Origin of the sequence: Clostridium sp. CCUG 7971, assembly GCF_017590215.1 — a bacterium.
Lineage (GTDB): Bacteria > Bacillota > Clostridia > Peptostreptococcales > Peptostreptococcaceae > Faecalimicrobium.
In genome coordinates this window covers 1-12,887 of sequence record NZ_JAFFPK010000114.1, presented here as the reverse complement: position 1 = coordinate 12,887, position 12,887 = coordinate 1, and the positions used below count along the sequence as shown (strand labels likewise).

Below are 12,887 nucleotides of genomic sequence, written 5' to 3'. Positions count from 1 at the left end.
AAAAAATTTCTATATATGATAAACTATAATAGTATAGAAATGAGTTTGGAGGTATAGTATGGGTGATGACGCAGAATCAAGAGAAAAAAAGTTATACGAAACATTTAGTATAACAATGGAACTAGAAAGACCGATACTAAATGATGAAGTAGAAGAAGAAAATAAAACTAGAGAAAAAAATAATAAAAAAATAATAAACCATAAAAATATAAAAAATATAATGAGGTGGATTTTAGCAGGTTTAGTAATTGCTATAATAGGATTTTTTATATGGGCAAATAACTCATATAAACCGCAAGCAATGGCGCATTTGGCATTAGTAAGTGATGAAAGTGTAATAGTAAATAAGGATAAATTTATAACATTTACACCTACAAACACTAACCCTACAAAAGGATTTATATTTTATCCAGGGGCTAAGGTTAATCCAGAATCATATGCACCAATATGTAAAGATATAGCTAAAAAGGGGTATAAAGTTTTTATAGTTGAACCAACTCTTAATTTAGCGATACTTTCTCCTAACAAAGCAAAAGATGTAATTAAAGAAAATAGTGATATAAGCACTTGGGTAGTAGGAGGACACTCTTTAGGAGGAACTATTGCAGCTAAATTTGCTAGTAATAATAGAACTTTAGTAGACGGGGTGGTTCTTTTAGCATCATATCCTATGAATGATGATTTAAAATCTTTAAGTATGGATGTAATTTCAATATGGGGAAGTAAAGATGGTGTTGTAAACTTTAAATCTCTTATAGAGTCTAAAGAAAAATTACCATCAGATGCCACATTTGTTGAAATTGAAGGTGGAAATCATGCTCAATTTGGAGATTATGGTAAACAAAAAGGAGACAATGACGCTATAATAAATCAGGAAAAACAAATAGATATTACTTCTAAAAGTATAGTAAAATTTTTAGATAAAATAAAACAATAAAAAACTATGGATTATTATAATCCATAGTTTTTTTCTAGAATCTTTTATATACACCTAAGTCTCCAATTTTATCAGATTTTATATCATTTTTAAAAGCATCTATAAACCACATAATATCACTTTTTAATACGGTCTTAGATAATAGAAGAAATATAAAATAAAAAATAACAACAACGCCTATTTGTATAAATACTAAGGAGCTAAATCCAAGTAAATTAAATAAAAATTTTGTACAAAAGCTTGATAATGTTATACAAAATGTTGGTTTTATTATCCAGTCTAATAAAAGAAAATCAAGCTTAGTTACCTTTAAAAGTCTATTTATACTAAGTAAAGAGTTTAAAAGTGTTCCTGTAAATAAAACTATAATAAAACCATCAATACCTTTTTTAGGTATTAGAAATAAAATTAAAAATATTCTTATTCCCATATCAATGAAATTATACCTTAAAGTACTCATTTGTTGGTCTAGAGCATTTAAGCTACCATCAACAATTCTATCTAAATACATAAATGGTATAAGTGGAGCCAATATTCGTATCATATATCCAACTTCGTTATTATTATAAATTGTCATTCCTAATTCGTCAGAATAAATTATAAATAATCCAGAAGCGAATATAGCAATAAGTAATGTGAATTTAAAAACACGAGATATTATGGAATTTACCCTTAATCTTTGATTAAGTGCATTAGCTTCTGAAATTTCAGGTATTATAAGTGTTGAAAATGAAGCTAAAAATATAGAAGGAAAGTTAAGTAAAGGCATAACCATTCCCTTTATAAGTCCAAATATAGATAAAGATGCTGATGTTGAAGCCCCATATAATCTAAGGGCATTTGGAATTAGTATATCTTCTACTGTTCTAAGACCTGTTTGTATATATGCACTTGAAGCTATAGGTATCGCTATCTTAGATATCTCAAACAGACTACAACTATCACTTCTTGAAGCTATAGTTTTATTTATATTTTTCTTTTCAAATATGTACATTATATAGGAAAAAAGTGTTGAGATTATTACAGAAAGTGAATTAGCTGTAGTTACTAAAATACAAGTATAGTTTAAACCCTTTGGCAGAGTAATACTTATAAAAGAACATATTATAATCATCAAAGTTGAAATTTCTATAATATCTGATGTTACACTCTTTATAACTTTTCTCATTCCATAAAAATATCCATGAAAACATGCACCTACACCAAAAAAAGGTAATGATACTGATAATATTTTAAGAGGGATTATAGCCCTTTCATCTCCTATCCAAGAAGTAGCAATAAGTTCAGCATTATAAAATACTAAAAAGGTTGCTAAAGAACTAAAAAATAGAGAATAAATAATTGCATTTTTCATTATGCTCTTAATCTTTTTTACATTTTTTCTACCTAATTCTTCAGCTATAAGGCGAGTAGTAGTTACTCTAATTCCGGATATGGCTAAAGTAGCTGCCATCATATATATACTCATTAAAAGTTGATAAAGTCCCATTCCTTCAGTTCCAATTTTATTAGATAAATATACCCTAAACCCCATATTTATAAAACCTACAGCCATGGTAGTTGAGGTTAATATTAATGCATTTAGTATTAAATTTTTTCTTTTCATAATGTTTATCTCCTTATATTTTTAAACTTAAGCAAAGTAATTCGCCAATTGTGGTTTAAAGTAAATTTTTATTTTAAAGTATAAACTTATAAACAAGTACTATGTTCATATATATGTAAATTAATATTTAAATATTATATATATGAGAAATTATAATTTATTAAATAAAAATAGATAATACTAAAGATTATAGTAATGAAAAATAAATTTACATTCAAATTTTAAGGAGAAATATTATGAAAATAAGACTTGGATATGTAGCAATAGCTTTAAAATTAGGTAAAGTAACTTCTTCAAGTACACTAACTTATTCAAGGTATAATAAATTAAAAACAGAAGATGAAAAAATTAATAAACTTAAAGAAGTAACCTATTCAAATCTTAATGCTCTTGAAAAAATACTTAGATATAATATAGAAAATAATATACATTTTTACAGAATAACATCTAATTTAATACCGTTATCAACTCATCCAGAAGTTATGTGGGATTATAAAAAATATTTTAAAGAAGACTTTAAATATATAGGAAGAATAATTAAAGAAAGTAATATGAGAGTTGATTTTCACCCAGATCAATTCAATGTAATAAATAGTGATAAGGAAAATGTAGTAAAAAATACAATAAGAAATTTAAGTGAACAAGTAGATATATTTGAAGCATTAAATTATAAAGATGGGAAAATGGTTATTCATATTGGAGGAGGTTTAGGAGGTAAGGAAAAAGCAATCAAACGATTCATTGATAATATTGATAAGTTTCCCAATCGAATAAGGGAAAGAATTATATTAGAAAATGACGACAAGATATTTACAGCAAAGGATGTTTTAAATATTTGCAAAGTTATAAACTTACCAATGGTATTAGACGTTCATCATCATAATTGTAATAATGATGGAGAGTTTATAGGTGATTTACTTGTAGAAATATTTAATACATGGAAAGATGAAACGTTAGTTACTAAAATTCACTTTTCAAGCCCGAGAGAATTTGAAAATGATAGAAAGCATTCGGATTATATAAATGCAATTGATTTTTCGAATTTTTTAGATATAGCTAAGGAGAAGGCAAATAAAGATTTTGATGTAATGATAGAAGCAAAGCAAAAAGATTTAACTTTAGAAAAGTTAATAAATGATTTAAAAAAGTTAAGAAAAGATATTAAATTTATAGATGAAACTACATTAGAATTTTGATAAAGTGATACACTATATAATGGTATATACCAAATAGTGTATCATTAATTTGAGAAAATAAAAATAAATAAAAAAGGAAAAACGATTGCACGAGAAAAAATGAAGTGCTATAATGAAAACATAAGGCGATGCAAACGATTGCTTAAAAATTTAATTAGGGGGACGATAATATGGGATTAAAAAAAATTCTAAGTCTTTTAACAGTAACAGTATTAGTCGGAGCTAGTGTTGTTGGATGTAGCTCAAGTGGAGGAAGTACAGCTAAGGAGGGTGATAAAGTAGTTGTAGATATATTCCAATTTAAAGTGGAAGCGAAAGATGCACTAGAAAAAGCAGCTGAGGTTTATGAAGAGAAAAATCCTAATGTAGATATAAATATAGAGACTGTAGGCGGTGGAAACGACTACGGAGCAGCCCTTAGATCTAAATTTCAATCAGGCCAAGAACCAACTATATTTAATATAGGTGGACCTCAAGATGTTGAAGATTGGAACTCTAAAGTAGAGAATTTAAAAGACCAACCTTGGGTTAAAGAAGCTTTTGATGGTACATTAGGAGCAGTAACTAATGATGATGGAATATTCGGTATGCCATTTAATCAAGAAGGGTATGGATTTATATATAATAAAGAAGTATTTAAAAAAGCAGGAATTGATCCAGCAGTTTTAACTAGTTTTGAGGCTCTAGAAAATGTAGCTAAAACTTTAGATTCTAAAAAAGATGAGTTAGGTATTGAAGCAGTATTTGCAGTACCAGGAAAAGAAAAATGGGTAACAGGTCTACATTTAATGAATGTTGCTTTATCTAATGAATTTAAAGATGGAACAGATGCATATAAGGCAAAAGAATTAGAATTTAAATATAATAAAGAACTAAAAGATCTATTTGATTTACAGACTACATATGCATTTAAGCCAGATGGAAAATTACCATCTATAAATAGTGTTGACTATGCTATGCAAGTAGAACAAAAATATTCAACTGGAAAAGTTGCAATGGTTCAAATGGGGAACTGGGCATATGGAGGAATAGAAGGAGTTAATGCTGATGTAGCGAAAAATTCAGGTATACTTCCAATGCCACTTAAAGGTGTAGTAGAAGACTCTATACCAGTAGGAGTTCCAATGTATTGGTCTATAAATAAAGATAAAGATAATGCTCAAAAAGATGCAGCTAAAGATTTCTTAAATTGGCTATATACTTCAGATGAAGGTAAAAAAATGATAATAAATGATTTTAATTTTATACCAGCATTTAAAGGATATGAATCTGATGAACTACAACCAAAAGATCCATTATCAGCCGATGTATTAAAATACTCTAATGAAGGTAAAACTATGCCTTGGGTATTTATGGGATACCCAAGTGGATGGGGAGAAAATGTAGTTGGAGCTGATTTACAAAAATATTTAGATGGAAGCATGACTTGGGAAGACTTAGTTAAGAATTCAAAAGCTACTTGGGCAGAAGAAAGAAAATAACATTAAATAATATGATATAGGTTATAGGAAAGTATTGGTATACTTTCCTATAATTTTAAACTTATAAAACTAAGGGGAGTGAAATATATGAGTGACAAAGTTAAAAAAATTGGTAAAAATAAAAATAACCTAGCCTTTTGGGCATTTGTAGGACCTAGCTTATTTGCGTTTTTAGTTGTAATATTTATTCCACTAATAGTTGGTATATATTATTCATTTACAGATTGGAATGGAATTTCTACAGATATAAATTTTGTAGGATTTGAAAATTATATAAAAGCATTTTCAGATGAAGGATTTAGAAATTCATTTTTCTTTACAGCTAAATTTACTGTAGCATCAGTAATTACTATAAATGCTATAGGATTTGCTTTAGCTCTTTTGGTAACAAGAGAATCGAAAATCAGTAATTTATTAAGAACAATATTTTTCATGCCTAACTTAATTGGTGGGTTAATTTTAGGATTTATATGGCAATTTATATTTGTTAATGTATTTAATTCAATAGGTCAAGCTTTAGGTCAAGAATGGATGATGGGTTGGCTGTCAAATTCAACAACAGGATTTTGGGGAATGGTAATTATAATGGCTTGGCAAATGTCAGGATACGTTATGGTTATATATGTAGCAGGACTTCAAAATGTTCCGCCTGAATTAAATGAAGCAGCTAAAATAGATGGAGCAAATATTTGGCAAAGAATAAGACTTATAACTTTCCCAATGATAAGACCTGCATTTACAATAAGCTTGTTTTTAACATTATCAAATTCGTTTAAATTATTCGATCAAAACTTAGCACTTACAAATGGTGGACCAGGAAATGCAACTCAAATGCTTGCTCTTAATGTTTATCAAACTGCATTTTCATATAATAAGATGAATTTAGCTCAAGCAAAAGCTGTAATATTCTTTGTATTAGTTGCAATAATAACACTTGTGCAAGTTTATTTAACTAAGAAAGACGAGGTGGAGGCATAATGAAAAATAAATTTAGTAAAATAGGACTAGATATAGTAGGCATAATATTAGCTTTAGTATGTTTATCTCCATTTTATATAATAATCGTAAATTCTTTTAAATCAAAAGGTGAATTATTTGAAAGTACACTAGCGCTTCCATCAAGTTTGATGCTTGATAATTATACTAAATCTTGGGAGCAATTAGATTTTATAAAAGTCTTAGGTAATTCTTTACTTATAACAATAGTAAGTATAGTATTTATAATATTATTTGCATCTATGGCGGCATGGATGTTACAAAGAACAAGTTCTAAATTAAGTAATATAATACTATTTTTATTTATATCATCAATGCTTGTAACTTTCCAATCAATAATGTTACCACTTATAAATATAATGGGAAAATTAAAACTTCTTAATGTTCCAGGGATAATATTTATGTATATTGGTTTTGGGTGCGCATCAGCAATATTTTTATATCATGGATTTGTAAAAGGAATACCGAAGGAATTAGATGAAGCAGCTTTAATAGATGGGTGTACTAAGTGGCAAACATTTAGATATATAATATTCCCATTACTTAAGCCAATATCTATAACTGTTGCAATACTAAATACAGTCTGGATATGGAATGATTTCTTATTACCATCATTAGTTATAAATACTCCAGGCACAAGAACAATACCACTTTCAATGTTTTTCTTCTTTGGACAATACACAAAACAATGGGATTTAGCTTTAGCAGGATTAGTTCTTACTATAATACCAGTGCTATTATTCTACTTCTTTGCTCAAAAACATATTATAAAAAGTGTTACATCAGGAAGTATAAAATAGAGTTGTAGTAAAACATACTAGTTTGAAAATATATAAGTTAGATATTTATAAATAATTTATCCATGAATAGACGTTTTAAATAAATGGATAGAGATGTATTTAGTAAGTATGATATAATTATAACTATAAATATTTTTAATTTATATTAAATATATTTAAAAAGAAAAAATTTGTAAAACTGATATGAAAGTATTAAGTTATATATAAAATAAAATAGAAAGAATAATATAGAGGATAGTTGAGCATGATTAAAATTACTATAAAAGACGTAGCAAAGGAAGCTGGAGTAGCTACATCTACAGTATCGAGAGTGTTATCTGATAATCCTAGAATAAGTGATGAAACTAAAGAACGCGTTCATGAGGCAGTAAGGAAATTAAATTATAAGCCAAATCCTATTGCAAGAAGTTTAGCTAATAATAAGACTCGAATACTAGGAGTTGTGTTACCAAGTGAAGCTGATGATTTACTTACAAATCCATTTTTCATAAATGCTATGAAAGGAATGAGTTTATATGCACAAAGTAAAAACTACTATATAACTTATGCATTTAGTAAAAGTGATAAAACAGAAACTGAAAGTATAAAGGAAATAACAGCAGCTAATTTGGTGGAAGGAATTATTCTTTTAAGGGTAAATGAAAATGATGAAAGTATAAAATACTTAAAAAAAATAAATTTTCCATTTGTAGCTATAGGAAGACCTGAAAGTACTGAAGATGTTTTATGGGTAGATAATGATAACTTTCAAGCTATGTATAATGTAGTTAATAAACTTATAAAAAAAGGGCACAAGAAGATAGGGTTTATAGGGGCTATGAAAAGCCTAAACATGTCTAGAGATAGACTAAAAGGATATAAAATGGCTCTTGAAGTTAATGGAATAAATTATGATGAAAGTTTGGTTATACATAAGTTGCAATTTAATGAAAATGAAGGTTATAATGCAGCTAATTTATTAGTTAAAGAAAGTAAAGTAAGTGCAATAGTAGCAACAGATGATTTATTAGCATTTGGAGCAGGAAATATGCTTAAAGACAATAGTATAGATGATATTGCATTGGTAGGATTTAATAACAATCAGCTGGCTCAGTATCAAACTCCACCACTATCATCTGTGCATATAAACGCAGATAAACTAGGATATTACGCAGCAAAATTACTAATAAAAAAATTAGAATCTAATATTAGTACTAATACTCACTATATTGTAAATACAGAGTTTATAGAAAGAGAATCATTTAAGTAAAAATGCAAAAGCATTATATAAATAACTTATTTAAATTGGTTATTTATATAAATGTAATTGCATTTTTTACTCAACTATGCAACCGGTTGTCTAAAAAGGGGGAGGAAGCAAACATGATAGAAGCTTTTATATTTGATTTAGATGGCGTTATAACAGATACAGCTCATTTTCATTATCTAGCGTGGAAAGAGCTAGGGGATAGATTAGGAATAGATATAGATGAAAAGTTCAATGAAAGCCTAAAGGGAATAAGTAGAATGGAATCTTTGGAAAGAATATTAATTCATGGCAAAAAAGAGAATTATTTCGATAAGGAAGAAAAATTAATAATGGCAGATGATAAGAATAATTATTATGTATCTTTAATAGAAAATATAAATCCAAAAGATGTGTTGCCAGGAATAGTAGAGCTATTAGAAAGTATAAAATTAAATAACATAAAAATAGGTCTAGCATCTGCAAGTAAAAATGCTATAAAGGTACTAAATAATTTAAAACTTATAGATTACTTTGATTTTATATCTGATGCATCAAAATGTGAAAATAGTAAACCCGCGCCAGATATATTTTTAATGGCAGCAAAAGGATTAAGTGTAAATCCTAAAAATTGTATAGGAATTGAAGATGCAAGTGCTGGGATAGAATCAATAAATAAAGCAGGAATGTATTCTGTAGGAGTAGGAAATTTTGAGATATTAAAAAAGGCTAAGTATATTGTAAAAGATACTGACGAATTAATCTTTGAAAAAATAGTTGAAAAATATAGTAAAGATTTATAGTTTTAGTAATTTATAAAGGGGGGATTTTATGAAACGTTTATTTGATAATATAGATGAATGGAAAATAATTCAAAATAGTATAGAATTCAATAAAAATAGATTAGCAGAATCAATAATGAGTTTAGGTAATGGTTATATGGGAATGAGAGGTAACTACGAAGAAAGTTACTCAAAAGATAGTCACAGAGGTTCATATATAGCAGGAGTATGGTTCCCTGATAAAACTCGCGTGGGCTGGTGGAAAAACGGATATCCTAACTATTTTGGCAAAGTTCCAAATAGCGTAAATTATATAGGAATAGACATATTTGTAGATGGAGAAGTTTTAGACTTAGGTAAAGTAAAAGTTAAAGATTTTTATAGAGAATTAGATATGAAAAACGGAGTGTTAACTCGTAGATTTATTGCAGATATTTGTGGAAAAGAGATAGAAGTAAATGTTGTAAGATTTTTAAGTATAGCTAAAAAAGAAATGGCAGTTATAAAATATGATGTAAAAGCATTAAACTTTGATGGAGAGATAACATTTAGACCATATTTAGATTCAAATGTTAAAAATGAAGATTCAAACTATGATGAAGATTTTTGGGTTCATATATCATCAGATTCTAAAGAAAATTATGGAAGCTTAATAGCAAAAACTAAGGAAAATTTATTTAAAACAGAAGTATTTACTATAGGCGCTACTATGAATATAAGTGCTAATAAGAATAGCAAATTATTAAGCTATATGAACAAAAAAGGTTATAGCGAAAATAGGTTAATATTTGATATAAAAAGAGATGAAATAATATCAATTGAAAAATATGTAGCAATAACTACTACAAGAGATTATGAAGAGAATGAACTTTTAGATAAATGTAATAAAATACTATCTAAAGAGATAGATAAAGGCTATGAAGCATTAATTAAAGAACATAGTGACAAGTGGAATAAAAGGTGGGAAACTGCTGATATAAAAATATATGGAGATAAATCAGCTCAGCAGGGTATAAGATATAATTTATTCCAACTATTTTCAACATATTATGGAGAAGATGCAAGACTTAATATAGGTCCAAAAGGGTTTACAGGGGAAAAGTATGGAGGAGCTACTTATTGGGATACAGAGGCATATTGTTTACCAGTATATTTAGGAGTTGCCGATAAATCAGTATCTAGAAATCTTTTAGAATATAGATATAATCAATTAGAGCCAGCTAAAATACAAGCAAAGAAATTGGGATTAGAGGGTGCTTTATATCCAATGGTTACATTCAATGGTGAAGAATGCCATAATGAGTGGGAAATAACTTTTGAAGAAATTCACAGAAATGGAAGTATTATATATGCAATATATAATTACACAAATTATACTGGTGACTATGAATATATAAAAGAAAAAGGTATAGATGTAATAGTTGAAGTTGCAAGATTTTGGGCAAGTAGAGTCCATTTATCAGTTAGAAAAGGGTTATACATGATTCATGGAGTTACAGGACCAAATGAATATGATAATAATGTGAATAATAACTGGTACACTAACTATATTGCAAAATGGAGTTTGGAATATGCTGTTAGAAATATAAAAAAATTAGAGATAGAATGTATTGAATCTGTAAAAAGAAATAATGTTTCAAGTAAAGAAGTTGAAAAGTGGTTAAACATAGCTAATAAAATGTATCTTCCTTATGATGAAGAATTAAATATAATTGTCCAACAGGATGATTTTTTAGATAAAGAATTTATAAAAGTATCAGATTTACCTAAAGAAAATCTACCTTTAAATCAAAATTGGTCATGGGATAAAATATTAAGATCTTGCTTTATAAAACAAGCAGACGTACTGCAAGGAATGTATTATTTTTCAGATGAGTTTAGTTTAGAGGAAAAGAAAAGAAACTTTGACTTCTATGAGCCATATACAGTACATGAGTCATCATTATCTTCATGTATATATTCTATAATAGCATCTGAAATAGATAATTTAGATAAAGCTTATGAGCTATACTCAAGAACTGCAAGATTGGATTTAGATAATTATAACAATGATACTGAAGATGGTCTTCATATAACTTCTATGTCAGGAGCGTGGTTATCTATAGTACAAGGATTTGCAGGAATGCGAACATATAAAGAAACTTTAAGTTTTAACCCTAAACTTCCAGATAAGTGGCAAGGATATTCTTTTAATATTAATTATAGGGATAATAAGTTGAAGGTTTCTGTAAATAAAGATTTAATAAGTATAGAAAATTTAGTTGGAAACCCTATAGAGGTAGTGATATATGGAAATAAGTATATAGTTAATGATAAATTAGAAGTTTAAACTAAGTTACTATAAAAGAACTGATTAGTGTATCTAATCAGTTTTTTTATTTATTATGAATTAATAAAGACAATCGTTTGCATAAGTTTTTATTAAAATTATATAAAAATAATTAAAAATTAAAATTAAAGTTGAAAAAACTTGAAAATGTTTTCACCGGATGCTATAATCAATATATAAAAGAATAAAAATTAAGAAAATTTCTTATATTTTTTTGTTGTCTGAGCAATCGATTGCATAAAATAAAACTTATAATAAAAAGAAAGGGTAGGGGAATATGAGTAAGATTAAATTAGGATCTTTTGATTTTTGGCAAAAATTCGGGAAAGCATTATTAGTAGTTATAGCTGTTATGCCAGCTGCAGGACTTATGGTTTCAATAGGAAAGCTTATAGGCATGTCATCAGATATGCAACTTATAACTACTATTGCTAGAGTAGTTGAGGATATAGGTTGGGGTATAATCGGGAATTTACATATTTTATTTGCAGTAGCAATAGGGGGATCTTGGGCAAAAGAACGTTCAGGCGGAGCATTTGCAGCTCTTATAGCATTTATATTAATAAATCGTGTATCAGGATCAATATTTGGAGTAACTTCAGATATGTTAGCTGATCCTTTAGCGACAGTAACATCACTAACGGGAGCAGAACTTTTAGTTAAAGATTACTTTACATCAATACTAGGAGCTCCAGCACTTAATATGGGTGTATTTGTCGGTATAATTTCTGGATTTATGGGAGCGGTATTATATAATAAATTCTATAACTTTAGTAAATTACCTCAAGCATTAGCATTCTTTAATGGAAAACGTTTTGTACCTTTTGTTGTCATAATTGCTTCAGTAATAGCGTCAATAGTATTATCAATAATATGGCCATTTGTTCAAGGTGCTTTAAATGCTTTTGGTATGTGGATAGCTTCATCTAAAGATACAGCACCAGTACTTGCTCCATTTGTATATGGGACACTTGAAAGATTATTATTACCATTTGGACTTCATCATATGATAACAGTTCCAATGAATTATACAGAGTTAGGTGGAGTATATGAAATAATAACAGGTTCAGCAGCAGGAACTATGGTTGCAGGCCAAGATCCGTTATGGCTTGCTTGGATAACTGATTTAATAAATTTAAAAGATGCAGGAAATATAGCCGGATATAATAATTTATTAACAACTATTACACCAGCTCGTTTTAAAGCGGGTCAAGTAATATTATCTACAGCATCACTTGCAGGTATATCTATTGCAATGTATAAGAATGTTGATAGTGATAAATTAAAAAAATATAAACCAATATTTTTATCAGCGCTTCTTGCATGCTTCTTAACAGGAGTTACAGAACCAATAGAATTTATGTTTATGTTTATATCACCAGTATTATATGTGGTGTATGCAATACTTACAGGTCTTGCATTTGCTTTAGCAGATTTAATAAATTTAAGAGTACATTCATTTGGTTTTATAGAATTTTTGACTCGTACTCCAATGTTAATTAAAGCAGGATTGACTATGGACTTAGTAAACTTTG

10 protein-coding genes are annotated in these 12,887 nt (G+C 28.0%); 9 read left to right on the top strand and 1 reads right to left on the bottom strand.

The features are described 5' to 3' along the window. Positions 1-58 precede the first annotated feature (58 nt). Positions 59-937, top strand: a complete 879-nt coding sequence (locus JWF52_RS14195; protein ID WP_208334201.1) for an alpha/beta fold hydrolase — start codon at positions 59-61, stop codon at positions 935-937. 34 nt (positions 938-971) lie between these two features. Here JWF52_RS14195 and JWF52_RS14190 read toward each other — a convergent pair whose 3' ends face one another. Further along, positions 972-2,543, bottom strand: a complete 1,572-nt coding sequence (locus JWF52_RS14190) for an oligosaccharide flippase family protein (RefSeq protein WP_208334200.1) — start codon at positions 2,541-2,543, stop codon at positions 972-974. Between the two features lie 236 nt (positions 2,544-2,779). On the opposite strand from JWF52_RS14190, the gene uvsE reads away from it, so the two are divergent. The 8 genes from uvsE to JWF52_RS14150 all read left to right on the top strand — a co-directional run. After that, positions 2,780-3,739: a UV DNA damage repair endonuclease UvsE gene (gene uvsE, locus JWF52_RS14185; RefSeq protein WP_208334199.1), complete on the top strand. Its 960-nt coding sequence runs from the start codon at positions 2,780-2,782 to the stop codon at positions 3,737-3,739. Positions 3,740-3,909: 170 nt separating this feature from the next. After that, entirely contained in the window at positions 3,910-5,220 is a 1,311-nt protein-coding gene (locus tag JWF52_RS14180) for an ABC transporter substrate-binding protein (protein ID WP_208334198.1), read from the top strand. 87 nt (positions 5,221-5,307) lie between these two features. After that, entirely contained in the window at positions 5,308-6,198 is an 891-nt protein-coding gene (locus tag JWF52_RS14175; protein ID WP_208334197.1) for a carbohydrate ABC transporter permease, read from the top strand. Then, entirely contained in the window at positions 6,198-7,016 is an 819-nt protein-coding gene (locus tag JWF52_RS14170; protein WP_208334196.1) for a carbohydrate ABC transporter permease, read from the top strand. Before JWF52_RS14175 ends, JWF52_RS14170 begins: the two co-directional genes overlap by 1 nt. A gap of 247 nt (positions 7,017-7,263) precedes the next feature. Further along, positions 7,264-8,265, top strand: coding sequence for a LacI family DNA-binding transcriptional regulator (locus tag JWF52_RS14165; RefSeq protein WP_208334202.1), 1,002 nt, complete (start codon positions 7,264-7,266; stop codon positions 8,263-8,265). A gap of 113 nt (positions 8,266-8,378) precedes the next feature. After that, entirely contained in the window at positions 8,379-9,044 is a 666-nt protein-coding gene (gene pgmB / locus JWF52_RS14160; protein WP_208334195.1) for a beta-phosphoglucomutase, read from the top strand. A gap of 28 nt (positions 9,045-9,072) precedes the next feature. Next, positions 9,073-11,352, top strand: coding sequence for a glycoside hydrolase family 65 protein (locus JWF52_RS14155; RefSeq protein ID WP_208334194.1), 2,280 nt, complete (start codon positions 9,073-9,075; stop codon positions 11,350-11,352). A gap of 277 nt (positions 11,353-11,629) precedes the next feature. Continuing rightward, positions 11,630-12,887, top strand: a 1,258-nt coding sequence (locus JWF52_RS14150) for a PTS transporter subunit IIBC (RefSeq protein ID WP_208334193.1), incomplete at its 3' end; no start/stop codon positions are given.

Excerpts from the sequence above, each read along its gene's own strand:
- JWF52_RS14155 (WP_208334194.1), top strand. The coding sequence starts at position 9,073 with ATGAAACGTTTATTTGATAATATAGATGAATGGAAAATAATTCAAAAT.
- JWF52_RS14195 (WP_208334201.1), top strand. The coding sequence starts at position 59 with ATGGGTGATGACGCAGAATCAAGAGAAAAAAAGTTATACGAAACATTT.
- uvsE (WP_208334199.1), top strand. The coding sequence starts at position 2,780 with ATGAAAATAAGACTTGGATATGTAGCAATAGCTTTAAAATTAGGTAAA.
- JWF52_RS14170 (WP_208334196.1), top strand. The coding sequence starts at position 6,198 with ATGAAAAATAAATTTAGTAAAATAGGACTAGATATAGTAGGCATAATA.
- pgmB (WP_208334195.1), top strand. The coding sequence starts at position 8,379 with ATGATAGAAGCTTTTATATTTGATTTAGATGGCGTTATAACAGATACA.
- JWF52_RS14175 (WP_208334197.1), top strand. The coding sequence starts at position 5,308 with ATGAGTGACAAAGTTAAAAAAATTGGTAAAAATAAAAATAACCTAGCC.
- JWF52_RS14190 (WP_208334200.1), bottom strand. The coding sequence starts at position 2,543 with ATGAAAAGAAAAAATTTAATACTAAATGCATTAATATTAACCTCAACT.
- JWF52_RS14180 (WP_208334198.1), top strand. The coding sequence starts at position 3,910 with ATGGGATTAAAAAAAATTCTAAGTCTTTTAACAGTAACAGTATTAGTC.